A 26,487-nucleotide genomic window follows, 5' to 3' on the forward strand; every position below is an offset into this window, starting at 1 on the left:
AATCAGGCGGCAGCGCGCAGTGGGCGGGCCACGGCCACGCCATCGGTGTCGAACAGGTGGCAGTGCGCCGGGTCGAGGTGCAGGTGCAGGGTCTCGCCATATTGGCTGGCCATGTCACCGCGAATCCGCATGGTCAGCGGTTCGCCGTTGGTGGTGTTGACGTGGCAGAAGGTGTCACTGCCCAGGCGTTCCCCGACATCGGCGGTGACGGTCAGGCCGGTCTGGCCCGGCGTGGCGATTTCCAGGTGCTCCGGACGAATACCCAGGGTCACCGCACTGCCTACGCTCAGGCTGGCGCCGCTCAGGGGCAGGCTGATCAGGGTGCCGGCATCCAGTTGCACGTCGCAGCCCTGGCCGTCGACGCGAGTGACCTTGCCCTTGAGAAAGCCCATCTTCGGTGTGCCGAGAAAGCCCGCCACAAACAGGTTGGCCGGCTGGTGGTAGAGCTCCAGCGGCGAGCCGACCTGTTCGATGCGGCCACTGTTGAGCACCACGACCTTGTCGGCCAGGGTCATGGCCTCGACCTGGTCGTGGGTCACGTAGATCATGGTCGCTTGCAGTTCTTTATGCAGGCGCGCCAGTTCCAGGCGCATCTGTACGCGCAGCGCGGCGTCGAGGTTGGACAGCGGTTCGTCGAACAGGAAGATCTTCGGGTTACGCACAATCGCCCGGCCAATCGCCACGCGCTGGCGCTGGCCGCCGGACAGTTGCTTGGGCTTGCGCTCCAGCAACGGGCCCAGCTCCAGGATGCGCGCCGCTTCGTTGACCTTGCTCTCCACCAGCTTCTTGTCGACGCCGGCCAAATCCAGGGCAAACGACATGTTCTTGCGCACGCTCATGTGCGGGTACAGCGCGTAGGTCTGGAACACCATCGCCAGGTCGCGCTTGGCGGGGGTGACTTCGGTGATGTCGCGGCCATCGAGTTCGATGGTGCCTTCGCTGACTTCTTCCAGGCCGGCGATCAGGCGCAGCAGGGTCGATTTACCGCAGCCCGAGGGGCCGACGAAGACCACGAATTCCTTGTCGTGCACTTCCAGGTCGATGCCCTTGATGATGGAGAAGCCTTCGAAGCCTTTTTGCAGATTCTTGATTTTCAGGTTGGCCATGGGATGGGCCTCCTCTTTTAATTTTTATGGAAACCGTTATTTCACGGCGCCGAAGGACAGGCCGCGCACCAGCTGTTTCTGGCTGATCCAGCCGAAGATCAGGATCGGCGCACAGGCCAGGGTCGACACGGCAGACAATTTGGCCCAGAACAAGCCTTCGGGGCTGGAGTAGGAGGCAATCAGCGCGGTCAGCGGCGCGGCACTCGACGAGGTCAGGTTCAACGACCAGAACGCCTCGTTCCAGCACAGGATCAGCGACAGCAGCACGGTGGAGGCCAGCCCGCCCTTGGCGATCGGCAGCAGCACCCGCACCATTTCCTGCCACAGGGTGGCGCCATCGAGGCGGGCGGCTTCGAGGATGTCTTTCGGGATGTCCTTGAAGTAGGTGTAAACCATCCACACCACGATCGGCAGGTTGATCAGGGTGTAGATGATGATCAGCGCGATGCGCGTATCCAACAGGCCAAAGCTCTTGGCCAGCAGGTAGATCGGCATCAGTACGCCTACCGGGGGCAGCATTTTGGTCGACAGCATCCACAGCAGGGTGCCTTTGGTGCGCTGGGTTTCATAGAACGCCATGGAGTAGGCGGCCGGTACCGAGATCAGCAGGCACAGGGCCGTGGCGCTGAATGAGATCACCACTGAGTTCCAGGCGTAGGCGAAGTAGTTGCTGCGTTCGTTGATGTGCAGGTAGTTCTCCAGCGTCGGCGTGAAGATGAACTGCGGCGGCGTGGCGAACGCGTCGATTTCGGTCTTGAAGCTGGTCAGCACCATCCAGAAGATCGGGAAGAAAATCAGGATCGCGATGGCCCAGGCCAGGGTGCCGAGCAACAGGCTTTGCAGGCGGCGGGATTGTTGGAGTGTCATGGCGCGGCCCTCAAGGCTTGTCAGTCAGGTTTTTGCCGATCATCCGCACCAGGATGATCGCCGCGATATTGGCGATGACCACGGCAATCAAGCCGCCGGCCGAGGCCATGCCGACGTCGAACTGCACCAGCGCCTGGTTGTAGATCAGGTAGGCGAGGTTGGTCGAGGCGTAGCCGGGCCCACCGTTGGTGGTGGTGAAGATTTCGGCGAATACCGAAAGCAGGAAGATGGTCTCGATCATCACCACCACCGCAATCGGGCGGGCCAGGTGGGGCAGGGTCAGGTGCCAGAAGATCGCGATGGCGCCGGCCCCGTCCAGGCGCGCCGCTTCCTTTTGTTCCTGGTCGAGGGACTGCATGGCGGTCATCAGCAGCAGGATCGCGAAGGGCAGCCATTGCCACGACACAATGATGATGATCGACAGCAGCGGATAGTGCGCCAGCCAGTCCACCGGCTCGGCGCCGAAGAACTTCCACACGGCCGCGAGAATCCCCGACACCGGGTGGAAAATCAGGTTCTTCCAGATCAGCGCACCGACGGTGGGCATGATGAAAAACGGCGAAATCAGCAGCACCCGGACAATGCCACGCCCCAGGAACTCACTGGCCTCCAGCAGGGCACTGATCAGCACGCCGAATACCACGCTGATCAGCAGCACGCTGCCTACCAGCAACAACGTATTGGTGGCGCCGGGCAGGAAGCCCGAGTCGGTGATGAAGTAAGTGAAGTTTTCCAGCCCCACGAACTGGTTTTCGCCAGGGTAGAGCAGGTTGTAGCGGATCAGCGAAAAGTACAGGGTCATGCCCAGCGGCACGATCATCCACAGCAGCAGCAAGGCCACCGAGGGGCTGACGAGAAACCAGCCGGGGTTGGCCAGGCGGTTTTTGGTGGGTGTATTCATGGTGATCAGGACCGATTAGAGACGGGGGCGCAAAACCCCTGTAGGAGCGAGCTTGCTCGCGAAGGTATTTCAGGCGCATTGCGGCGTCGGATGTACCTTTTTCGCGAGCAAGCTCGCTCCTACAGGATCGGGGGTTACTTGGGGTAACCGGCCCGCTTCATTTCACGCTCGGTGGTGGTCTGCGCGGCGGTCAGTGCGGCATCGACCGTTTGCTGGCCGGTCAACGCGCCCGAGAAGAACTTGCCGACCTGGGTACCGATCGCCTGGAACTCAGGAATGGTCACCAGTTGGATACCGATATACGGCACCGGCTTGAGGGTCGGCTTGGTCGGGTCGGCGACTTTCAGCGACTCCAGGGTCACCTTGGCGAACGGCGCGGCCTTCATGTACTCGTCGCTGTAGGTCGACTTGCGGGTACCTGGCGGTACGTTGGCGATGCCGTCGGTCTTGGCCACCAGTTGGCTGTATTCCTCGGAAGTCGCCCAGGTGGTGAAGGTCTTGGCGGCGTCCTTGGCCTTGGAACTGGTCGGGATGGCCAAGGACCAGGAGTACAGCCATGAGGTGCCTTTGTCGGTTTTTTCGTGCGGGGCAAAGGTGAAGCCCACATGATCGGCCACTTTGCTTTGGGTCTTGTCGGTCACGAACGAGCCGGCGACGCTGGCGTCGACCCAGATTGCACACTTGCCGCTGTTGAACAGCGCCAGGTTTTCGTTGAAACCGTTGCTGGAAGCACCCGGCGGGCCGGATTTTTTCATGTTGTCGACGTAGAAGGTCAGCGCCTCCTTCCACTCAGGGCCATTGAATTCCGGCTGCCACTTCTCATCGAACCAGCGCGCGCCGTAACCGTTGGCCAGCGTGGTGATCAGCGCCATGTTCTCGCCCCAGCCGGCTTTGCCGCGCAGGCACAGGCCGTATTGCTCTTTGCTCTTGTCGGTGAGTTTGGCCGCGTATTCGCCGATCTGGGTCCAGGTCGGATGCTCAGGCATGCTCAGCCCGGCATTTTTGAACAGGTCGGTGCGGTAATAGGTGATCGAACTTTCGGCATAGAACGGCAGGGCATACAGCGAGCCCTTGACGGACAACCCGTCACGCACGGAAGGGAACACATCGTCCAGGTTGTAGGAGGCCGGAAGGTCTTTCATCGGTTCCAGCCAACCCTTGGCGCCCCACAGTGCAGCTTCGTACATGCCAATGGTCAATACATCGAACTGCCCGCCTTGGGTGGCGATGTCGGTGGTCAGGCGTTGGCGCAACACGTTTTCTTCCAGCACGACCCAATTCAGCTTGATCTCCGGGTGCGCGGTCTCGAAGGTTTTCGAGAGCTTTTGCATGCGGATCATGTCGCTGTTGTTGACGGTGGCAATGGTCAGGGTTTGCGCGCCGAGGCTGACGGCGCTGAGGGTCATGCAGGTAGTCATGCAAGTGGAGACAAGCAGTGCTTTTGCTGGGAACTTCATCGCGCACTCCATTTCTGCGCCCAGGGGCTACAGAAGGACAGTTATTGTTGTTGTGTCTTCCCGCAAGGAGCCAGGAAGAGTGTGCGTTGATTACAGCCCTCAAACGGGGTGGTGACAAATCCTTGGGAACACTGGGACTGATACTTTTTTGCACTCGATCTCGGCCTGGCCGTTGAGCCGGACACTTTTACGGAGTCCTGGCACTGCGCATTGCGCAACAGTGCCAGGTACTGGGCATTAAGAGGTCAAGCTCGCAGCGGGCGTTTTTGGAGCGTGGTCAGCTCGTAGATCCATTGTGGGTACGTTGGGTTACGCCAACCTTTGTTGGTGTAGATTTTCAGACCGTTTGCGTGCCACTCGGACATCTTTTTCCTCAGCCGCCCGGTGTACTCGGACGCCTTGCATGAAATGTCGGCCCAAGGGTCTACGATCCAGGCATCCTTCCATTCGGCCTGTGAAAAATTGACGGTGCTTTTGCCTGCTGAAGGGGGGCCTCCGACTACCGTAAACACATGGTCCCCACCCTCGACATACCACGCTTGTGCTGTACCTCCGCTTTTTTTGATGATTTGAGCTGCCGATTCAGCCATTTCGTGACAGTTTCCAGCGCCGAACTTCAGACTGGATTCAACCGCCGGCCGATGGTTGTCGCGCATCCAAGAGATGATGGTATTGGCGACGTCTTCTCGGTACCGATCATTAAGGTCGTTGGGCGTGTGCTTGTTAGCGGAGCCGATGGCTGTGGCGTTGAAATGTGAGTCCACGGTTTTTTTTGCGTTTTCGGCATAAAACCGGTTTTGCTCCTCGACAGGCAGGTTCGCAAAATTCTCCGCTTTGGTTAATGGTTCGATGCTCGTCGCTTTGAGCACGACCGTGTCGTTGGCGTTTTTCAGCCTATTGATGAGTTGATAGACAAATTCGCGTTTTTTCTCCGCGCTGAACGTCGCAATAGTCGTTCTCAGTTTTGTGGCTTCGGCGTGTGTATAGCCGGCGGCTTCGAGTTTTGCGAAAGCCGAGTCCAGGGTGGGTAACGCGACGAACGCTTTATTCAAGGGCGCGCCAGTCAGTTTGAGCAAGTTTTCGGTTTCCGCAGTGTGTGCCTTGATCAGCACGTTTTCAAAAGCCGATGCCTGTTGGCCGATTTTTTTGAAGTTGAGCACCGTCGAGGTTGCATCAAATTCGCTGTAGTAAAACGTTAGAGGATCCGCTTCTACAGTGAGGTAACGCTTGGGTCCTCCCGACTGCGTTGGCAGCAGGGAAATCGTTCCACGCAGCTCGCGCTGGTCGTTGCTCAGGCTGCTGATCGGGCCGAGTTTGACAATTCGCGTATTTTGCTCAAGGTTCGCCAGGGTGCTGGTTCCGGGAAAACCAAAGTGCGGGTCCTTGATGATTGTGCCGCGTGTCACTGGTAGATAATCGACAGGTACTTGCAATGTTCGTGGCGTCAGCGAATGGACACCGTCTTGTTCTACTACGTCGAATAAACGGCGTTCAAAAACGATCGTTGGGCTTTTTCCGGCGATAGCGGGTGAAGGGTAGAGACGTTTGTGTTCAAGGGCTTGAACCAACTTGGCGGTGTTGCCGCTGAAGTCCGAGACGATGTTTGAAAAACACAGATCATTTGTCCCACGTTTGACTCTTGGCCCTGCCGGGCAAAAGGCTTCCATGTCTTGTGGGGTGTTGAAATGATCCGCTGATTCAAGATCGGTAATGACATCAGGTTTCTTGGGGTCAAAGCGATACACCCTGTCCCCAACCCTCAGGTCGGTGTGGGTCGCTCTGTTAATCACCTGTGGGTTTTCTGAAAAGAGCGCTTCAGGCATCAAGATGCTTTCGCCGTCAGGCGAAGTCTCGCGCTTCAGTACGATGGATGTGTCCGAGCGGAAATCTGATAGTGCTGGCCCGTAGGCTGACAGGGTTTTGGGGTCGTAGGCATGCCATTGGCCATCCTGGAATAGCGCAGTCGCCTTGATCTGTTGTTCTGCGGTGCCGGTTCGCGTCACTGCGCCATCGGCCAGGTTGGCCGCTCTGCCAGACATCCCGGCCGAGGCCTCGGCAAGGTGGCTGCCCTGCATGCGGGCGAGTGCGCTGAGGGATGCCGAGGTGTTGGCGGCGCTCATGTCCTTGAGTGCGATGCTTTCGGCGCCTTCAGCGCCAAACTTCCCAATGAACTTGGCAGAGGTTTTGGCCGCCGCCCACGCCGCGCCGGATTTAGCGACGCGCCACAATTTCCCGGCACCTTCAGTGGCTGCGTAGAGGGCGACATCAACAGCCAGGTCACCTGCGGCTTTTACAAATTCACCGTGGTAAAGGTCTTCCAGGCTGGAGCCGCCAGGCAGGGCACGTAAAATGCCCTTGAAGAAGTCACTGGGTTCTACGCCGTTCTCAACGGGATTGTTAAACCCTCGGTGGAAGCTGATGAAATCACTTTTGTGCAGGTACACCGCGTCAGTCAACGCCGTGGCCACGGCCTCCATTCTTCTGTTGCTGTAGGGGGGAGATGATTCCTGGCTGGGGCTCTCCTCGTCGAACGTGATTTCACGCAACAAGGGGTTCTTATCGGTGTCGTCAGGCACCACCTGGATGAAGGGTTTAATGGCCGTCAGTGCAACGTTGGCGGTGGCACCTGGTTTGGGGGCGGTGCCGTTTTTTAACGCGTCCACATCAATGCCAAGTTCAACTGTGTGGCCCTGTTTCGTTGAAGGATTGATGTTTGGAATCTTGACGATTTGCCCGGTTGCCGGATAGACCGCGAAATACCTTCTTACGCCCTTGTGGTCGGACGTTATCACCACGCCGTTGCCGACGCCTTCCACCTTCAAAAAGTCCAATGTGCCGAATTGGAGGCTATTGCGCTCGTCAAAAGGCAGCTTGCTGAGCATGTCTTTGAACAGGGAAATCGTATTGAGCCTGCGCGGCGTAAAGTCTTCCTGGATGGCTTTGTCGAATTGCGCGTTGATGTCCGGCAACTCGTGGGCTCTGTTGCGCAGGTCGTCAACGTTCAGGCCTGTTTTGTAGGTACTCCAGCTTTCACCCAGACGGCCCGCCTCATAGACCTCGACGATGCTCGCGTTAATTCCGGAAAAGAGCCCGCCAGCCACCTTTTCCCATAGGACCGGGCTCTCAAAGTCGATGGCTGAGCCAAACGTTTCTCTCAATGTCGCCAGGGCCATGGCCCTTCTGCTCGGCGGTGTGAAGGTTCGCAGATAACGCTTGGCTTGCGAGGTCTCGTTGATCAGTGCGTTGAGTTTTTCTTGGCTGTCGTTCAGCTGTTCGAGGCTGTATTGGTCGCTGTCATTTTTCACCAGGTGATTATTGATGATTGCCCAATCAATTATCGGGTTCAGTTGGGCAATGGCCTGCAACTGGGTTTCAGACGGTGAAATAGGATTGATCTTGTGGAGCTCCATGACTTTCTGGAAGGTCATGCTCGCGGTAGCGCCCGCGGCGATCCGTTCGATCCGGTTGACGGCTGTGTTAAAGCCGACCCACTCGGGGGAACCCAGGGTGAGGGGCTGCGGCACGTCTTTTACCAGCAGGTGCGGTGCTGCCCCCGCTAACAACACCTTAGCCATGGCCGGTGCGAGGCTGGCCGGGACCTGCTTGGTGTCAATCAAGTGTTGCTTGAACTGCTCGACAATGGTGTCGGTGCCATGCCCCCAGTTCCCAGAGGCCATGAGGTCGAAACCCGCCACGCTATTGCGCTGGGTGCCGGCCGTGGGGTCAAGCTCCAGCACCAGCGCAGTCAATAGCCATTGCTTCAGGCTGGTAGAGGTTTCAGCGCTTTTCATCTCGGTTTGCAGGCGGGTGGCAAACTCGAGGGCGGTGTCACTGGAAAGCAGCTGTTCCCGCGCTTGGTCAGGGTCGCTGCTCAGGTTCGGGACACTGGCACTCAAGAAACCGACCAGGGAACCATGGCTGCCAATGGACTTTTTCACGAACTCGGTTACCGCCACACGCTGCTCAGTACTCAACGGTATGTCTGTGGACAGGAAACCCCATAGATTGCCAAAGGACGGCGCCTGCGGAATTTCGGTCTGCAAGGCCCGCAACAAGTTATCGACCTGTGCGGCCGATATGGCGCCGTACCAGCCTTGGTCCGAAAGAAACGCCTGGACGGTCGTGGTGCCCTTGGGCTGGTGGGAGGAGTCCGGGTCCACCGTGAAGCCCGTGGTCTGGTCGTTATCGACATTCCCGTGTTTGAGCTGATGGATCAGCGCATATCGATCGTTACTGTCGCCCAGTGCGGTTCTCTGGCGGTTCAGCCAGTTCACGACTTTCTGCGGGTTTTCAACCGGTGTTGGAAATTGCTGCGTGCGGCCCATCAGCTCCGTGTGTCGTGCGAACGCCTGGCTGCTGTAGTCGTTGCTGATGCCATAAAAACTGCCCACCCATTCGAAGGGCATGCTGTTGTCGGGCTGGTTCAGCGCGATGGTTTTTCCAGGGGGGCTGAATGCGGCCGCAGCGTTCAATACCGGTGCAAGCACATCGAAATGCTCAGGGTACTTTTGCGCGAAGTCAGTGGCGGTAAAGCGCTGCTCAAGGCCATTGACCTTACCGATCAAGGCGTTGTCCGTGGGGTCAAAGCGCAGGGAGGTCAGGTCGATGTTCTGTTTTTGGACCCATTCGGTAAACCCACGTCCCTTCAGGGCCTTGTCCAAGTAAGCCCGCCACTGTCCGATCAGGCTGTTGGCCGGGATCGATTCAAGCATTTTCGACTCTGCTTGGCTCGAGTCGCTCTTGAGCTCAAGCATTACGCCATGCACCGCGACAGCCAGTGCTCTTTCGGTGCTGGCCAAGGCGTCTTCGGGCGTGTCCGGGCTGTGTGCGGGGGGCGCGAGGGGCGTAGCGCTGTCGTTTTCCTGCAGGCGGGACTTGACCTCGACCGCCAGGGTTTCAAGTGGCGAAAGGTTCAGCGTCTTTGCGCTGAGCGGTAGGGCGACTGCCTGCTGCTTCTCCCGCACGCTACGCGAGCGAGCATCGTCAGCCGAGGGGGAGACCAGCGCCTTGAAGCCGTTGTCTCGGATGATTTGCGCACTTCTGCTCAGATTGGCTGCACGTGATCGTTGTTGCCAGCCATCCTGAGGGAAGCCATGGGGTGGCAGTGGTTCTTCGCCGTAGAAACGCAGTACTTCCGGCAGCGTTACAGGGTTCGCACCGGGGTAATCAACGTAGTCGCCCGAGCCTGTCGCCATCTGCTTTACCGCGGGTTCCACGTCTTGCCAGACAGAGGCCCAATCTGAAATGGCGTTGACAGGGAAGGTGGTGTCGACACCCTTGACTTTACCCTTCAAGGTCCCGTCGTCCGAGTTGATTTGGATGCTCGACAGGTCAAGGCTGTTCGCGCGTACAAACGTGGTAAAGGCGCTGCTGTTCAGTGCGTCCTTGAGGTTATTGCGGGCCAGGTTAAAGGTCGAGTACTCGGGCAGTTCGTCTATCGTGTACGCAAACGCCTGCCCCAGTGCCTGGCTGCACAGGCGGGCCAGGGCCTGATCGGCGTCCTTGACCTTTTGTATCGCCGGCACCGACGCGGGTATGAAGCCTGCCAGCAGCCGGTTCAACTGTGGCGTGGGCAGCTCCGCAACCTGTTGCTTGGCCTCTCTTTGGCGCTGCTGAACCGGGGCGAATTGCGCCGCGTAGTAACTGTCGGTGTTACTGATCGAACTGAAGTTTTGCTCTTTGAGCAATTGGTCGATCGTGAATAATCGGTCGTCACTGTTGAAGCGGCTTTTGCGCACTAAATAAAAGGCCGCGACATCCTCCGCGGGTGCATGCCCGCGGTCGTGGAAACGGATGTCCCCGCCCAGTTTTTTGGCCGCGGCTAAAACGGCCGATGAAGCGGCGGCCCAATCGGGATCTTGCGCCAAAGAAAAGCTGACGGTTTGCTTGTTCTGTAACCCGCTCAGGTCTCCGTTGGTGTTGATGACCAGGCTGGAAACATCAATACCCTTGGCTTGGGCAAAGGTCTTGAACGGTTGCGCGTCGAGCGCGTCAGCCAACGCGTTCCAGGCCAGGCCGAATGTTGAACCGGGCGGGACGGCAATCTTTTCCTCTCCAAAGCCGGAGCTTCGGGTTGCATCGACCCATCGGCGGATCAAATGATTGGCGAAATTGATCGACAATTGCCGGTCGCCGTCTTCAACCAGGGCATTGGCGAACTGAGTGGTTGAGGTGTTGTCGGTGTGTTGCGCGGGATCTGGGTTCTGCAGTTCCCGACGTGCTCGTGACACCACAGGGGAAGGGAGCGAGGCGGGTTGCGATGGGGTTTGGAGTATGTCGTGAATGAGCTGGGCGTAGGTTTTCTGCGGATTCAGTGCGCTGGGCTGGTTCAGGTGTCGCTCGACTTCATCGTGCAGTATTTCGCCTGTGAGGGGCGGACGGCTGTTGTTTATCAACTGGCTGATCTGCGCGGCCAGGCTCGGTCGTTCTTCTGTCATCGCGTAGCTGAGCAGGTGCACGATGCGCTGCCGGGCGTGTGGCGGTATATCGCCGGCCTGCACGGGCGCGAGGAGAGCCTGGTGGTTGTTCATCTGATTATTAAACAGCGGGATGACTTGCGAGGCCATTGAGTACGCAGGTTTTGCGGCGGCGCTCATGTCGTTTGAGCCGGTGATGGTGGCGGGAGCAGGTAACCGCTGAACGTTGATCATGAGTAGCCCTTTTACCTTTGCGTTGATAGACAAGGCATCACCCATCGAGTGAAAGAGGAGCGATGTCTTCGCTAAGTGGCCAGGGGCTTGGTCCAGTTCCAGTGACAGGGTGTGGAGGGATTACTTCAAGGGATTGCTGTGTAATCGTTTGTCTATGCGCAAAGAGCTCAAGCCAGGTTTTGTTCGGTGAGCCGCTGCACCGCCAGGCGACGGTAGTGGGAGGGGGTCATGCCCTTGAGCTGTTGGAAGCGTCGATTGAAGTTGGAGATGTTATTGAAGCCGGATTCGAAACACACATCCGTGACGGCTTTATCGCCATCGGCCAGTAACTCGCAGGACTTGCTGATACGCAAGCGATTGACGAACTCGATAAACGTGCGACCGGTGGCCTGCTTGAACACCCGGGAAAAATACGTCGGCTTCATGCCCAGGTGTTCCGCCACTTCCTCCAGCGGCAACTCCCGCGCGTAGTGGGCAAAGATGTAGTCCACCGCGCGGTTGGTGCGGTCGATGCTGTGCTCATCGGCCAGTTGCGGCGTGGTCACGCCGGACAACAACTGGTAGTCCTCGCACGCGCTCAGCACGTCCAGCAGGATAAAGAAGTGCCCCAGGCGCGCCATGCCTTGGGCGTCCTCAATGCGTTGCATCAGGGTCATGGCCTGGGCGATGGTTTTTTTGCAACGAAACTCGATGCCGGACTGCGCCCGTTCCAGCAGCGGTGCCAGGGTCTTGAGTTCGGCGAAAATAGGGCTGCCGTTCTCAAACAGTTCATCGGTGAAGTTCACCAGCATGTCGCGCTTGGGCACCACCTCGTCTTCCTCCACCTGGCTGATCCAGTTGTGGGGCAGGTTGGGGCCGGTGAGGAACAGGCTTTCCGGGTAGAAATTGCCGATGTAGTCGCCGATGAACACTTTGCCGGAGCTGGCGATAATCAAGTGCAGCTCGTACTCCTTATGGAAGTGCCAGCGTACCAACGGGCAGGGGAAACCATGCTGGCGATAGATGATGGACAGGCCGTTGTGATCGTCCATCAGCTCGTAGGAAGGGTCGGTGATTCGCGTTGCTCGGGTCATGCTGCCGTCGCTTTATTGTGGTTGCGATTCGAATAATGCCCCCTTGTGTGTTGTCGCTGCCAGCGGCAAGTTGATCGGAGCATCTCTGAATGCCGTTTTTGGTGATTGGCTACTTAATATATTTAACTGGGCTGTGATATTAACAAAAGCGTTTGCAGGCAGCCGTTGTGCTGATCGAGAGCGGCATGGCCGCTGGGATCAAAGAAGATTTTTATGTGAAACAGAGCACGAGTGAGGGTGTGGTTATGATTCGTGATGCACTACCCAAGGACGCGAAGAGCATCGCCAATGTTCATGTCAGTAGCTGGCAACACGCTTATCTCAGTCTGATGCCGGCTGATTTTTTGTCCTCGCTTACTGCAACGTTGCCTAAGAGGGAAGCTTATTGGGCTCATGCAATTGAAAGCAAAGAGTCTGACGTTTTAGTTTCAGAGGTGGATGGGAACGTTATTGGTTGGATTTCAGTGGGGCCTTGCCGTGATGAAGATAAGTCTGGCGCCGAAGCGGGAGAGGTCATGGCTATCTACGTCTTGGCAGAATACTGGGGCAAGGGTATAGGCGCCCAATTATGGGCGTCAGGTTTAAAGCGTTTGGTTGATCAGGGTTACAAGCTTGTTACCTTATGGGTTTTAGCTGAAAACGAAAGGGCTGTGCGCTTCTATCAAGGGCTCGGAGGGCAGGAGGAGCTTGGCAGCCGTCGCACGCTCGTCCGTGGCGGGGTGTCCCTGGAGGAGGTGAGGTACGTCTGGGCGCGTTAGGGGGCAGGGATGCCCGATTCAACTTGCCGCGCAGCGGCGGCAAGTCAGAGTCACGATGTTCATGTTCTTTGCGCTGCTCGATTCCCTAGAGGTTGCGGTTCTTCGCCTCGATCCACTGGGACATGTACTGCGTACTTTTATGCGCGTGATGGCGCAGCATGCTGCCGGTAAAGTTGTCGCGGCGATGGGCCGCAAGGTTGCGGCGGCATTGCTCCAGGCATGCCACCAAGGCCGGTCCGTGGAGGGCCTGGTCATAGCGCCGGGCCAGGAGCTGGCGCCCCTGTTCCTGGGCCTGGGTCCAACGCTCGCGGTCCTGATAAAGGGCCACGGCGGCGGCGGCCAGGGCCGGGGCGTTCTGCTCGATCGCGCCGGGCCAGGGCTGATCGTCGCCCATCGCTTCGGCGCCGATCGGTGTGGTGACATTCGGCGTGCCACACAGCATCGCATCCGCCAGCTTGCCCTTGATCCCGGCGCCAAAGCGCAGGGGGGCCAGGCAGATACGTGCGGCACTCATCACCTGCAACGCATCTTCGGCCCAGTTCATCACATGAAACCCCTGGGCCGCGTTGTGCAGGGCGGTGGCCTTGGGCGGGGTGTAGGCCCCGTAGATATGCAGTTGGGCGCCCGGCAGTTGCTGGCGGATCAGCGGCCACACGCTGTTTTTCATCCACAACACCGCATCCCAGTTCGGCGCGTGACGGAAGTTACCGATACTGAGGAAGTGCGCGCGGTCTTCAAAGGGCGCGAAAGCCGCGGTCGGTGGCTGCATCATCAACGGGCACCAGTGGAGCAGGGCGGCGGGCACCTTGAACTGTTCGATGAGCAGGCGGATTTCCACGTCGGAAATCATCAGGCTGATATCGCAGCGGTAAATCGCCGCAATTTCACGCTTGGCCAGGTCGGTGTCGGCCATCAACTGGAATTCCTGTTTCAGCGCCGGGGTAAACAGTGCACTGAAGTCTTCGCCGTCGGGATGGGCCTTGAGGTGGTCCCTGAGGCGCTGGTGGCGCGCGTCGCGCAGGCTTTGCAGGTCGGAGGTCTCCAGCACGCGCAGGGCGTGGGGGCAGCACTTCTCCACGCGCCAACCAAACTGTTCTTCCATCATGAAACGGTCGAACAGCACGATGTCCGGGGCCAATTCGCAAATAAAATCGTCGAAGCTGCTGTTATTGAGCTCAATCGCGCATTCGGCGATGCCCAGCGCAGCCAGGTCGGCTTTGTGCTCGCCCAGCGCTGCGGGGCTGCTGAAGGTTATATCCCAACCTTGCGTAAGAAAAGTCTCGAGGATCTGCATCATATGCCCGCCCGCTGCCGAGGAGCGTGGCTCCGGCCAGACATAACCAATGACCAGGACTTTGGTGGCGGGCTGATTCATTAACAACGATTTCCTTGGAGGGCAGGCGCAAAGCGCGCAATTAAACCACAACCGCGAGACATGACAATTTGTGTCTGGCGGTAGGTAGCCACAGCACTTTGTGGTTAACTTCCGCCTCTCGAATTCGTTTAATCAAACCCAGCATAAGGATTCCGTCCATGGCTCAAGTCACCCTTCGTGGTAACCCCGTCCAAGTTGAAGGCGAACTGCCGCAAACCGGCTCCAAAGCGCCAGACTTCACCCTGACCGCCGGCGATCTGTCGGATGCGACCCTGGCCACCTTCGCCGGCAAACGCAAAGTGCTGAACATCTTCCCAAGCGTCGACACCCCGACCTGCGCCACCTCGGTACGCAAGTTCAACGCCCAGGCCAACGAGCTGAACAACACTGTCGTGCTGTGCATCTCCTCCGACCTGCCGTTTGCCCAGAAGCGTTTTTGCGGCACCGAAGGCCTGGACAACGTGCAGAACCTGTCGGACTTCCGCAACGCTGATTTCGCCGTTGACTACGGCGTTTCGATTGCTGACGGCCCCCTCCGGGCCCTGACCGCCCGTGCCGTCGTCGTGTTGGATGAAAACGACACTGTGCTGCACAGCGAACTGGTCCCTGAAATCGGCCAGGAGCCAAACTACGAAGCAGCCCTGGCTGTTTTGAAGTAACTGTTTCGGCGCATTACTGTCGTTACGCAGTAACACGCGCGGCACATAATTGCGGCCTGGCCTAGTCCAGGCCGTTTTTATTTGCACGTCAGATGCTTAGGGAAATAGCCGGCGGACTAAGCTCAAAAGTTAAAAGATGTAAGCCCAAGGTAAATAGCCGGTAAAGGCGCTTTTCTTAACGCGCCCCAGTGCTTATCTTTCAGCCTCCCAAAGAAGAAGCTCTCGCGCCCAATGGTTGATCACTCCATGCAATCCACCCCCCGTAACTCCCGACGCTGGCTGTTCGGCCTGCTTGTGCTGCTGGTTATCGCCGGTCTGTGCTGGAAATTCTGGCCGGGTGGCGCTGCCCATAAAGATGCGCCGGCCGCACGCACCAGCAAGACGGGCATGGCACGCCCAGGCTTCGGTGGTTCCACTGGGCCGGTGCCGGTGCGCGTGGCACCGGCGGTGCTGGGGGAATTCCCGGTGTACTACAAGGCATTGGGTACGGTCACCGCGCTCAACACCATCAATGTACGCAGCCAGGTGGGCGGCCAGTTGGTGAAGATCGCCTTTGAAGAAGGGCAGATGGTCAAGGCCGGCGACCTGTTGGCGGAAATCGACCCGCGCAGCTATCAGAACGCCTTGCTCCAGGCCCAGGGCACGCTGATGCAGAACCAGGCCCAGTTGAAGAACGCCCAGGTCGACGTCCAGCGTTACCGCGACCTCTACGCCCAGGACAGCATCGCCAAGCAGACCCTCGACACAGCCGAAGCGCTGGTCCTGCAATACCAGGGCACGGTCAAGACCAACCAGGGCGCGGTGGACGACGCCAAGCTCAACCTCGAATTCACCAGGATCCGCGCGCCGATCAGCGGGCGCGTCGGCCTGCGTCAGCTCGACGTCGGTAACCTGGTGGCCGCCAACGACACCACGGCGCTGGCGGTGATCACCCAGACCCAACCGATCAGCGTGGCCTTCACCCTGCCGGAGAGCACCCTGGAAACCGTGCTCGCCCGTTACCACGCCGGCAACAAGCTGCCCGTGGAGGCCTGGGACCGTGGCGATGCGAAGCGCCAGGCCACCGGCGTGCTACAGAGCCTGGACAACCAGATCGACGTCACCACCGGTACCCTGAAGTTCAAGGCACGTTTCGATAACAAGGACCAGGTACTGTTCCCCAACCAATTCGTGAATGTGCATCTGCTCGCCGATACCCTGCACAACGTGGTACTGGCGCCGTCGGCCGCGATTCAGTTCGGCAACAACGGCACCTTTGTCTACAAGCTCGATGGCGATAAGAAGGTCAAGGTCCAGCCGTTGGTGGTGGGTGACAGCGATGGCGATAACACCGTGATCAAGGAGGGCCTGGTCGCCGGCGACCGGGTGGTGCTTGAAGGCACCGACCGCCTGAAGGACGGCAGCGAAGTCGAAGTGGTCAACGACAGCAGCCAGGTACCGACCACGCCGACCGAGCACCTGCAAGGCAAGCCTGCTGCGAAAGGGGAGACCGGCGCTGACGCCGGCAAGGCGCAAAAGGTCGGTTCATGAACCTCTCGCGGCTGTTTATCCTTCGCCCGGTCGCCACCACGCTGAGCATGCTGGCCATTGTCCTGGCCGGCATCATCTCGTACCGCCTGCTACCCGTCTCGGCCTTGCCCCAGGTGGATTACCCGACCATCCGCGTGATGACCCTGTACCCTGGCGCCAGCCCGGACGTGATGACCAGCGCCGTCACCGCGCCCCTGGAGCGCCAGTTCGGGCAAATGCCCGGCCTGACCCAGATGGCGTCCACCAGCTCCGGCGGCGCCTCGGTGCTGACCCTGCGTTTCAACCTCGACATCAATATGGATGTCGCCGAGCAACAGGTGCAGGCCGCGATCAACGCCGCCACCAACCTGCTGCCCAAGGATTTGCCGGCACCGCCGGTGTACAACAAGGTCAACCCGGCGGACACCCCGGTGTTGACCTTGGCGATCACCTCCAAGACCATGCTGCTGCCCAAGCTCAATGACCTGGTCGATACGCGCATGGCGCAGAAGATCGCGCAGATCAGCGGCGTCGGCATGGTCAGCATCGCCGGCGGCCAGCGCCAGGCGGTGCGGATCAAGGTCAACCCCGAGGCCCTGGCCGCCAACGGCTTGAACCTGTCGGACGTGCGTACCCTGATCGCCGCGTCCAACGTCAACCAGCCCAAGGGCAACTTCGACGGCCCGACCCGGGTGTCGATGCTCGATGCCAACGACCAGTTGGTCTCGCCCCAGCAATACGCCGAACTGATCCTGGCCTACAACAATGGCGCACCGTTGCGCCTCAAGGATGTGGCGCAGATCGTCGATGGTGCGGAAAACGAACGCCTTGCTGCCTGGGCCAATGAAAACCAGGCCGTGTTGCTGAACATCCAGCGCCAGCCGGGCGCCAACGTGATCGAGGTGGTGGACCGTATCAAGGCCCTGCTGCCGAGTATCACCGATAACCTGCCGGCCGGCCTGGACGTCACGGTCCTGACCGACCGCACCCAGACCATCCGCGCGTCGGTCACCGACGTGCAGCACGAACTGCTGATCGCCATTGCCCTGGTGGTGATGGTGACCTTCCTGTTCCTGCGCCGGGTCAGCGCCACGATCATTCCCTCCATTGCCGTGCCGCTATCGCTGGTCGGCACCTTTGGGGTGATGTACCTGGCCGGTTTCTCCATCAACAACCTCACGCTGATGGCCCTGACCATCGCCACCGGCTTCGTGGTGGACGATGCCATCGTGATGCTGGAGAACATTTCCCGCTACATCGAGGAAGGCGAGACCCCGCTGGTAGCCGCGCTCAAGGGCGCCAAGCAGATCGGGTTCACCCTGATTTCCCTGACCCTGTCGCTGATCGCCGTATTGATTCCGTTGCTGTTCATGGCTGACGTGGTCGGGCGCCTGTTCCGCGAATTCGCGATTACCCTGGCGGTGGCGATCCTGATTTCCCTGGTGGTGTCCCTGACCCTGACGCCAATGATGTGCGCGCGGCTGCTCAAGCGGGAACCCAAGGAAGAAGAACAAAGCCGTTTCTACAAGGCCAGCGGCGCCTGGATCGACTGGCTGATCGGCGCCTACGGGCGCAAATTGCAGTGGGTGCTCAGGCACCAGCCGCTGACCCTGCTGGTGGCCATCGCCACCCTGGGCCTTACGGTAGTGCTGTACCTGGTGGTGCCCAAGGGCTTTTTCCCGGTGCAGGACACCGGGGTGATCCAGGGCATTTCCGAAGCGCCGCAGTCGATATCCTTTGCGGCCATGAGCCAGCGCCAGCAGGAGCTGGCCAAGATCATCCTGGCCGACCCGGCGGTGCAAAGCCTGTCGTCCTACATTGGCGTGGATGGCGATAACGCCACCCTCAACAGCGGCCGCTTGCTGATCAACCTCAAGCCCCACGGCCAGCGCGACCTGAGTGCCGCCCAGGTGATCACCCGCCTGCAACCGGAAATCGACAAGCTGGTGGGCATCCGCCTGTTCATGCAGCCGGTGCAGGACCTGACCATTGAAGACCGCGTCAGTCGAACCCAGTACCAGTTCAGCATGTCCTCGCCGGATGCGGAGTTGCTGGCCCTGTGGAGCGGCAAGCTGGTGCATGCCCTCCGCCAGTTGCCGGAGCTGACCGACGTCGCCAGCGACCTCCAGGACAAGGGCCTGCAGGTGTACCTGGTGATCGATCGTGATGCGGCCTCGCGCCTGGGTGTCAGCGTGTCGACCATTACCGATGCGCTGTACGACGCCTTCGGCCAGCGGCAGATTTCCACCATCTACACCCAGGCCAGCCAATACCGCGTGGTCTTGCAGGCCCAGTCGGGCGAAACCCTGGGGCCGGATGCGCTGAACCAGATCCATGTGAAGACCACCGACGGCGGCCAGGTCCGCCTGTCGAGCCTGGCCCGGGTGGAACAGCGCCAGGCCCAGTTGGCGATTGCGCATATCGGCCAGTTCCCGGCGGTGATGATGTCATTCAACCTGGCGCCCGGCGTGGCGCTGGGCAAAGGCGTCGAGCTGATCAACCAGGTGCAGAAGGACATCGGCATGCCGGTGGGCGTGCAGACCCAGTTCCAGGGCGCCGCCCAGGCGTTCGAGGCGTCGTTGTCGAGCACCTTGCTGCTGATCCTGGCGGCGGTGGTCACCATGTATATCGTGCTCGGCGTGCTCTACGAGAGCTACATCCACCCGATCACCATCCTTTCGACCCTGCCGTCGGCAGCGGTGGGGGCCTTGCTCGCGTTGCTGCTCAGTGGCAATGACCTGGGCATGATCGCGATCATCGGCATCATCCTGCTGATCGGCATCGTGAAAAAGAACGCGATCATGATGATCGACTTCGCCCTGGACGCCGAACGCAACCAGGGGCTGGACCCGCAGACCGCGATCTACCGGGCGGCGCTGTTGCGCTTCCGGCCGATCCTGATGACCACCCTGGCGGCGCTGTTCGGTGCGGTGCCGTTGATGCTGGCCACCGGCTCCGGCGCAGAACTGCGCCAGCCCCTGGGCCTGGTGATGGTTGGCGGTTTGCTGGTGAGCCAGGTGTTGACCCTGTTCACCACCCCGGTGATCTACCTGTACTTCGACCGTCTCGGTCGTCGCTGGCGCAAAGAGCCGCAAAGCCTGGAGCCGGTTGAGTCATGAACCTGTCCGGACCTTTCATTCGCCGGCCGGTCGCCACCATGCTGCTGAGCCTGGCGATCCTGTTGCTGGGCGGTGTCAGCTTTAACCTGCTGCCGGTGTCGCCGCTGCCGCAGATCGATTTCCCGGTGATCGTGGTCTCGGCCAGCTTGCCCGGCGCGAGCCCCGAGGTGATGGCGTCGACCGTGGCCACGCCGTTGGAGCGCTCCTTTGGCGCGATTGCCGGCATTACCACCATGAGCAGTTCGTCGAGCCAGGGCTCCACCCGGGTGATCCTGGCGTTCGACTCCGACCGTGACATCAACGGCGCGGCGCGGGAAGTGCAGGCGGCCATCAACGCTTCGCGCAACCTGCTGCCCAGCGGCATGCGCAGCATGCCCACCTACAAGAAAATCAACCCGTCCCAGGCACCGATCATGGTGCTGTCGCTGACCTCGGACGTGTTGCAGAAAGGCCAGTTGTACGACCTGGCCTCGACCATCCTCTCGCAAAGCCTGTCCCAGGTGCCCGGCGTGGGCGAAGTGCAGATCGGCGGCAGCTCCCTGCCGGCGGTGCGTATCGAACTTGAACCCAAGGCTCTCGACCAGTACGGCGTGGCCCTGGACGATGTGCGCAACACCATTGCCAACGCGAACCAGCGGCGCCCCAAGGGCTCCCTGGAAGACAGCGAGCGCAATTGGCAGATCCAGGCCAATGACCAGTTGGAAAAGGCCAAGGACTATGAACCGCTGCTGATTCGCTACCAGAACGGCGCGGCCCTGCGCCTGAAGGATGTGGCCACGATCACTGATGGCGTGGAAGACCGCTACAACAGTGGTTTCTTCAACAACGATTCCGCGGTGCTGCTGGTGATCAATCGCCAGTCCGGCGCCAACATCATCGAGACCGTGAGGCAGATCAAGGCCCAGCTGCCCGCATTGCAGGCGGTGCTGCCGTCCAGCGTCAAGCTGAGCCTGGCGATGGACCGCTCGCCGGTGATCACCGCGACCTTGCATGAAGCCGAGATGACCCTGCTGATTGCCGTGGGCCTGGTCATCCTGGTGGTGTACCTGTTCCTCGGTAACTTCCGCGCCTCGTTGATTCCGACCCTGGCGGTGCCGGTGTCGCTGGTGGGAACGTTCGCGGTGATGTACCTGTACGGGTTTTCGTTGAACAACTTCTCGCTGATGGCGCTGATCCTGGCGACCGGCCTGGTGGTGGACGATGCCATCGTGGTACTGGAGAACATTTCCCGACATATCGACGAAGGGGTGCCACCGATGAAGGCGGCGTACCTGGGCGCCCAGGAAGTCGGCTTTACCTTGTTGTCGATGAACGTGTCGCTGGTGGCGGTGTTCCTGTCCATCCTGTTCATGGGCGGCATCGTCACCAACCTGTTCCGCGAGTTTTCCATCACCTTGTCGGCGGCGATCATTGTGTCGCTGATTGTCTCGCTGACCCTGACGCCGATGCTCTGCGCCCGCTGGCTCAAGCCCCATGTCAAAGGCCAGATGACCGGTTTGCAGCGCTGGAGCCAGAAGATCAACGACCGCATGGTCGCCGGCTACGCCACCAGCCTCGACTGGGTGCTGCGCCACCGCCGACTGACCCTGCTCAGCCTGTTGCTGACCATCGGCATGAACGTGGCCTTGTATGTCGTGGTGCCGAAAACCTTTATGCCGCAGCAGGACACCGGCCAGTTGATCGGCTTCGTGCGCGGCGATGACGGGCTGTCGTTCAGCGTGATGCAGCCGAAGATGGAGACCTTCCGCAAGGCGGTGCTCAAGGACCCGGCGGTACTCAGCGTGGCCGGGTTTATCGGCGGGAGCAACGGCACCAACAACGCGGTGATGCTGGTGCGGCTCAAGCCTATCAGCGAACGCAAGGTCTCGGCGCAAGCGGTGATCGAGCGCTTGCGCAAGGATGTGCCGCTGGTGCCGGGCGGGCGCCTGTTCCTGATGGCCGACCAGGACCTGCAATTCGGCGGCAGCCGTGACCAGACCACTGCACAGTATTCCTACATCCTGCAAAGCGGTGACTTGGCCGCGCTGCGCCTGTGGTACCCGAAAGTCGTGGCCGCCCTGCGTGAGCTGCCCGAGCTGACCGCCATCGATGCCCGCGAAGGCCGCGGCGCTGCCCAGGTCACGCTGATCGTTGACCGCGACCAGGCCAAGCGCCTGGGCATCGACATGAGCATGGTCACGGCAGTCTTGAACAATGCCTACAGCCAGCGGCAGATTTCCACCATCTACGACAGCCTCAACCAGTACCAGGTGGTGATGGAGGTCAACCCGAAATACGCCCAGGACCCGATTACCCTGAACCAGATGCAGGTGATCACGTCCAGTGGCGCGCGGGTGCCGTTGTCGACCATTGCCCACTATGAAAACAGCCTGGCAGACGATCGCGTCAGCCATGAAGGCCAGTTCGCCTCGGAAAACATTGCCTTCGACATGGCGCCCGGTGTGACGGTGGAGCAGGGGACGGCTGCCATCGAGCGAGCGATTGCCAAGCTCGGCTTGCCTGAGGATGTGATTGCCAAGATGGCCGGCACCGCCGACGCCTTCGCGGCGACGCAGAAGGGCCAGCCGTTCATGATTCTCGGCGCGCTGGTGGCGGTGTATCTGGTGCTGGGCATCCTCTATGAAAGCTATATCCACCCGCTGACGATCCTCTCGACCCTGCCGTCGGCCGGGGTCGGTGCGATGCTCGCCATCTACCTGACGGGCGGCGAGTTCAGCCTTATTTCCTTGCTGGGCCTGTTCCTGCTGATCGGCGTGGTGAAGAAGAACGCCATCTTGATGATCGACCTGGCCTTGCAGTTGGAGCGTAACGACGGCATGGACCCGCTGGAGTCGATTCGCAGTGCCTGCCTGCTGCGCTTGCGGCCGATCCTGATGACCACCCTGGCCGCCATTCTCGGCGCCTTGCCCTTGCTGCTGGGCGCTGGTGATGGCGCGGAAATGCGCCACCCACTGGGCTTGACCATCATCGGCGGCCTGGCCTTCAGCCAGATCCTGACCCTCTACACCACCCCGGTGGTTTACCTTTATCTAGACCGCGCGCGCCACCGTTTCAACGCCTGGCGTGGCGTGCGTACCGATGCTGCCCTGGACACTGCGCTATGACCGATTCAACCCATACCCATGCACGGCGGGTTTCCGACACGGCACCCACCCCTGTAGGAGCGAGCTTGCTCGCGAAAAAACGGCAGTCCCCGCGTTCATTCAGGCTCGGCGCGTTATCGTTAACGACCTTCGCGAGCAAGCTCGCTCCTACAGTGGGGTTGGCGTTGTTGCTCAGCGCCTGCGCCGTCGGCCCTGACTACCATCGCCCGGAAGTCATCGAGCCGGCGCAGTTCAAGGAGGCCCAGGGCTGGCGCCAGGCCACGCCGAGCGATTCCCTGGCCCGTGGCGCCTGGTGGGAGCTGTACGGTGATCGTCAACTCAATGACCTGGTGCAGCGCCTGAACAGCTCCAACCAGACCGTGGCCCAGGCCGAAGCACGTTTTCGCCAGGCCCAGGCCCTGGTGCGCAGTTCCCGTGGCGCGTTTTACCCCACCGTTGACCTGAGCGTCGGAAAAACCCGCGCGAGCCAGGGCTCCGGTAGCAGCAGCGCGAGCCTCAGCAGTTCCAGCAGCGGCATCCGCAACACCCTCAACGCCCAGCTGGGCGTGAGCTGGGAAGCCGACATCTGGGGCAAGTTGCGCCGCGGCCTGGAGGCCAACGAAGCCAGCGCCGAAGCCAGCTCGGCCGACCTGGCCGCGATGCGCTTGAGCCAGCAGTCGGAACTGGTGCAAAGCTACCTGCAATTGCGGGTCATGGACGAGCAGACCCGTCTGCTGCAAGCCACCCTGGACACGTACCAACGCTCCCTGCAAATGACCGAGAACCAATACCGCGCCGGTGTCTCCGGCAAGGAAGCGGTGGCCCAGGCGCAAACCCAGCTCAAGACGACCCAGGCCAGCCTGATCGACCTGATCTGGCAGCGCGCGCAACTGGAAAACGCCATCGCCGTGTTGATCGGTGAGGCACCCGCCAACTTCAACCTGGCGGTGAGCAAGGACATCCCGGCATTGCCGCAGATCCCGGTCAGCCTGCCTTCGCAATTGCTCGAACGTCGCCCGGACATCGCTTCGGCCGAGCGCTCAGTGATCGCCGCCAACGCCAATATCGGCGTGGCCAAGGCTGCCTATTACCCGGACCTGAGCCTCAGCCTGGCCGGGGGCTACTCCAGCAGCACCTATGCCGATTGGATCAGCCTGCCGAACCGCTTCTGGTCGGTCGGGCCGAAACTCGCCATGACCCTGTTCGACGGCGGCCAGCGCTCGGCGGAAGTGGACCGCACAGTGGCTTCCTACGACGAAACCGTGGCCAAGTACCGCCAGACCGTACTGGACGGGTTCCGCGAAGTGGAAAACTACATGGTCCAGCTCAAGGTGCTGGAAGACGAGGCCGTGGTCAGCAACGAAGCCCTGGAAGCCGCGCGGGAATCGTTGCGCTTGACCCAGAACCAATACAAGGCGGGGCTGATTGCCTATCTGGATGTGGTCACTGTGCAGGCCACCGCTTTGAGTAACGAGCGCACTGTGTTGACCTTGCTGCAGTCGCGATTGGTGGCGAGCGTGCAACTGATCGCCGCACTGGGCGGTGGCTGGGATGGGCAGACGCCGATTGCCGAGAAGGAGTGAGTGCGCAAGGCAGGACAGTGAGCCGCATTTTGGCAGCGATAATGTGGAGGCTAAGCAGTAGGCATGACGGCAAGAATCGATCGGCGTTGAGCCGGTAGATTGGCGTCAAAATGCCACTGATGGCTCTCTGATAATTAATCGAGTGCCCAAGAATTATTCTCGCTACAATCGCCCGCTTTGCCACCTGGCACGGGCCTCTCCGGCCCGTTGCGCACGAGAAATTGCATGCTTGTCGGTAGTTATTCCCCCTCCCTGGTTGTGATCTCCCTGTTCGTTGCGATCCTCGCGTCCTATACCGCGCTGGACCTCAGTGGCCGCATCGCCACGGCCAGCGGGCGCGCGGTTTATCTATGGATAGCAGGCGGGGCGCTGGCCATGGGCGTGGGGGTGTGGTCCATGCACTTTATCGGCATGTTGGCGCTGCGCCTGCCGTTTGCCCTGGGGTTTGACCTGGGCATTACCGCGCTGTCGTTGTTGATCGCGGTGTTGTCCAGCGGTTTTGCCTTATGGCTGGTGAGCCAGCAGCACCTGCCCGCCTGGCAGCTGGTGTTTGGCGCGCTGGTCATGGGGATGGGCATCGCCAGCATGCATTACACCGGCATGGCCGCGATGCGCATGACGCCGGGCATCGACTACGACCCCGGCTTGTTTGGCGTGTCGTTGCTGATAGCGGTGGCGGCGTCCGGCGCGGCACTTTGGATCGCCTTTAACCTTCGGCGCAATACTCCCTACGTACGCCTGGTACGTGGCGGGGCGGCGGTGGTAATGGGGTTTGCCATTGTTGGCATGCATTACACCGGTATGGCCGCGGCACGCTTTGCCGATGACAGTTTCTGCGGCGCCGCCTTGACCGGCTTAAGTGGCAAGGGCCTGGATAACCTGGTGCTGGTGACGACCTTGGCCGTGCTTGCCATTGCATTGCTGACCTCGCTGCTTGATGCGCGCCTGGAAGCCCGCACCGCCTTACTCGCCGACTCCCTGACCCTGGCGAACCAGGAACTGACCCACCTGGCCCTGCACGACATGCTCACCGGCCTACCCAATCGCACCTTGCTCGCAGACCGTATTCAGCAGGCGATGCAGGCGGTGAAGGAGCAGGGCGGTTGCTTCGCCCTGATGTTTATCGACCTGGATGGCTTCAAACCGGTCAACGATGCCTTCGGCCACCACCTGGGGGATCAGTTGCTGCGCGAGGTCGGCCAGCGCCTGCGTGAAGACCTGCGCAGCCAGGACACCCTGGCGCGTATCGGCGGGGATGAGTTCGTACTGCTGGTGCAACTGACGCAGCCGGATGATGCCCTCGGCCTGGCTGAACGCCAGGTGTCGTTGATCAATCGCGCGTTCCAGGTGGCCGAGCATGCGTTGAAAATCTCCGCCAGCGTCGGCATTGCCCTGTACCCCGGCAACGGCGGTAACCCCCAGGAGCTGCTGATGAACGCCGATGCCGCGATGTACCACGCCAAGGGCATGGGCAAGAATGGCTACAGCTTCTTCGATGTGTCGATGAACACTAACGCGCGCAAGCAGCTGCAGTTGTTGCAGGACCTGCGCAATGCCCTCGAACACCAGCAGTTCCGGTTGTATTACCAGCCCAAATTCGACGCCGTCAGTGGTCTCCCGGTAGGGGCCGAAGCGTTGCTGCGCTGGGAGCATCCGCAGCACGGTTTGCTGTTGCCCGACACGTTTATCGAATTGGCGGAAAAGACCGGGCTGATCATCCCGATGGGGGAATGGGTGCTCAATGAAGCCTGCCGCCAGATGCGCGAGTGGTACGGCCAGGGCTACGAGGGGTGGCGCATTGCCGTTAACCTCTCGGCGTTGCAGTTCTGCCATGGGGGGCTGGTCCAGAGTGTGGCGGCGGCCCTGGAGCGTCACCAGTTGCCGGCCAACAGCCTGACCCTGGAGATCACCGAGACCACCGCCATGCGCGATGCCGATGCGAGCATGACGGTGTTGCAGCAGCTTTCCGACATGGGGGTCGATCTGTCCATCGATGACTTTGGCACCGGCTATTCCAGCCTGATGTACCTCAAGCGTCTGCCGGCCAACGAACTGAAGATCGACCGTGGGTTTGTACGCGACCTGGAGCACGACAGCGACGATGCCGCCATCGTCTCGGCCATTGTCGCCCTGGGCCAGGCCCTGGGCCTGCGGATCGTCGCCGAAGGCGTGGAAACCGATGCGCAGCAGCGTTTCCTGACCCGCCTGGGCTGTGATTCCCTGCAAGGTTATCTGCTCGGACACCCGCTGCCGGCTGACGGCTTCATGGTCGGCATCCAGCGCGTCGAAGACGCGTTGGCGCCTGACAAAAGCCGTAGGTGACAGTTAGTATTGGATTCATGCATAA

The 26,487-nt window shown here is 60.4% G+C and carries 14 protein-coding genes; 7 read left to right on the top strand and 7 right to left on the bottom strand.

Going from position 1 to position 26,487, the window contains the following annotated elements; translation table 11 throughout:
- Positions 1-2: 2 nt before the first annotated feature.
- The 6 genes from A7317_RS11830 to A7317_RS11855 all read right to left on the bottom strand — a co-directional run bounded on the left by A7317_RS11830 (position 3) and on the right by A7317_RS11855 (position 12,054).
- Positions 3-1,106: an ABC transporter ATP-binding protein gene (locus tag A7317_RS11830; RefSeq protein WP_069075875.1), complete on the bottom strand. Its 1,104-nt coding sequence runs from the start codon at positions 1,104-1,106 to the stop codon at positions 3-5.
- A 36-nt stretch (positions 1,107-1,142) separates the two neighbouring features.
- The gene (locus tag A7317_RS11835) at positions 1,143-1,973 is read right to left on the bottom strand and encodes a carbohydrate ABC transporter permease (RefSeq protein WP_005788583.1); all 831 of its coding nucleotides are present in this window, start codon (positions 1,971-1,973) and stop codon (positions 1,143-1,145) included.
- A 10-nt stretch (positions 1,974-1,983) separates the two neighbouring features.
- Positions 1,984-2,874, bottom strand: coding sequence for a carbohydrate ABC transporter permease (locus A7317_RS11840; RefSeq protein ID WP_024075147.1), 891 nt, complete (start codon positions 2,872-2,874; stop codon positions 1,984-1,986).
- A 134-nt stretch (positions 2,875-3,008) separates the two neighbouring features.
- Positions 3,009-4,292 carry an ABC transporter substrate-binding protein gene (locus A7317_RS11845; protein ID WP_168233115.1) on the bottom strand — a complete coding sequence of 428 codons (1,284 nt, stop codon included), beginning with the start codon at positions 4,290-4,292 and terminating at the stop codon, positions 3,009-3,011.
- 284 nt (positions 4,293-4,576) lie between these two features.
- Complete coding sequence (locus A7317_RS11850; RefSeq protein ID WP_155766392.1) at positions 4,577-10,981, bottom strand: hypothetical protein; 6,405 nt, start codon at positions 10,979-10,981, stop codon at positions 4,577-4,579.
- Between the two features lie 167 nt (positions 10,982-11,148).
- On the bottom strand, positions 11,149-12,054 hold the full coding sequence (locus tag A7317_RS11855) for an AraC family transcriptional regulator (RefSeq protein WP_024075150.1): 906 nt from the start codon (positions 12,052-12,054) through the stop codon (positions 11,149-11,151).
- Between the two features lie 245 nt (positions 12,055-12,299).
- On the opposite strand from A7317_RS11855, the gene A7317_RS11860 reads away from it, so the two are divergent.
- Entirely contained in the window at positions 12,300-12,812 is a 513-nt protein-coding gene (locus A7317_RS11860; protein WP_041161187.1) for a GNAT family N-acetyltransferase, read from the top strand.
- Positions 12,813-12,897: 85 nt separating this feature from the next.
- Here the strand turns inward: A7317_RS11860 and A7317_RS11865 are convergent, their stop codons facing one another.
- Positions 12,898-14,187: a glycosyltransferase gene (locus A7317_RS11865; protein ID WP_024075152.1), complete on the bottom strand. Its 1,290-nt coding sequence runs from the start codon at positions 14,185-14,187 to the stop codon at positions 12,898-12,900.
- Positions 14,188-14,345: 158 nt separating this feature from the next.
- Between A7317_RS11865 and tpx the strand changes: the two genes are divergently transcribed.
- From tpx to A7317_RS11895, 6 genes are all read left to right on the top strand, one after another.
- Positions 14,346-14,846, top strand: a complete 501-nt coding sequence (gene tpx, locus A7317_RS11870) for a thiol peroxidase (protein ID WP_024075153.1) — start codon at positions 14,346-14,348, stop codon at positions 14,844-14,846.
- Positions 14,847-15,077: 231 nt separating this feature from the next.
- Entirely contained in the window at positions 15,078-16,376 is a 1,299-nt protein-coding gene (locus A7317_RS11875; RefSeq protein WP_069075878.1) for an MdtA/MuxA family multidrug efflux RND transporter periplasmic adaptor subunit, read from the top strand.
- Positions 16,373-19,474, top strand: coding sequence for an MdtB/MuxB family multidrug efflux RND transporter permease subunit (locus A7317_RS11880; protein WP_069075879.1), 3,102 nt, complete (start codon positions 16,373-16,375; stop codon positions 19,472-19,474). The genes A7317_RS11875 and A7317_RS11880 overlap by 4 nt, the downstream gene beginning before the upstream one ends.
- Positions 19,471-22,578 (top strand): efflux RND transporter permease subunit, encoded by a 3,108-nt coding sequence (locus A7317_RS11885; protein WP_024075156.1) that lies wholly within the window; start codon positions 19,471-19,473, stop codon positions 22,576-22,578. Before A7317_RS11880 ends, A7317_RS11885 begins: the two co-directional genes overlap by 4 nt.
- Entirely contained in the window at positions 22,575-24,140 is a 1,566-nt protein-coding gene (locus A7317_RS11890; RefSeq protein WP_069075880.1) for an efflux transporter outer membrane subunit, read from the top strand. The genes A7317_RS11885 and A7317_RS11890 overlap by 4 nt, the downstream gene beginning before the upstream one ends.
- Before the next feature lie 225 nt (positions 24,141-24,365).
- Entirely contained in the window at positions 24,366-26,462 is a 2,097-nt protein-coding gene (locus A7317_RS11895; protein WP_069075881.1) for a putative bifunctional diguanylate cyclase/phosphodiesterase, read from the top strand.
- Positions 26,463-26,487 lie beyond the last annotated feature (25 nt).

Source organism: Pseudomonas fluorescens (genome assembly GCF_001708445.1).
Lineage (GTDB): Bacteria > Pseudomonadota > Gammaproteobacteria > Pseudomonadales > Pseudomonadaceae > Aquipseudomonas > Aquipseudomonas gorinensis.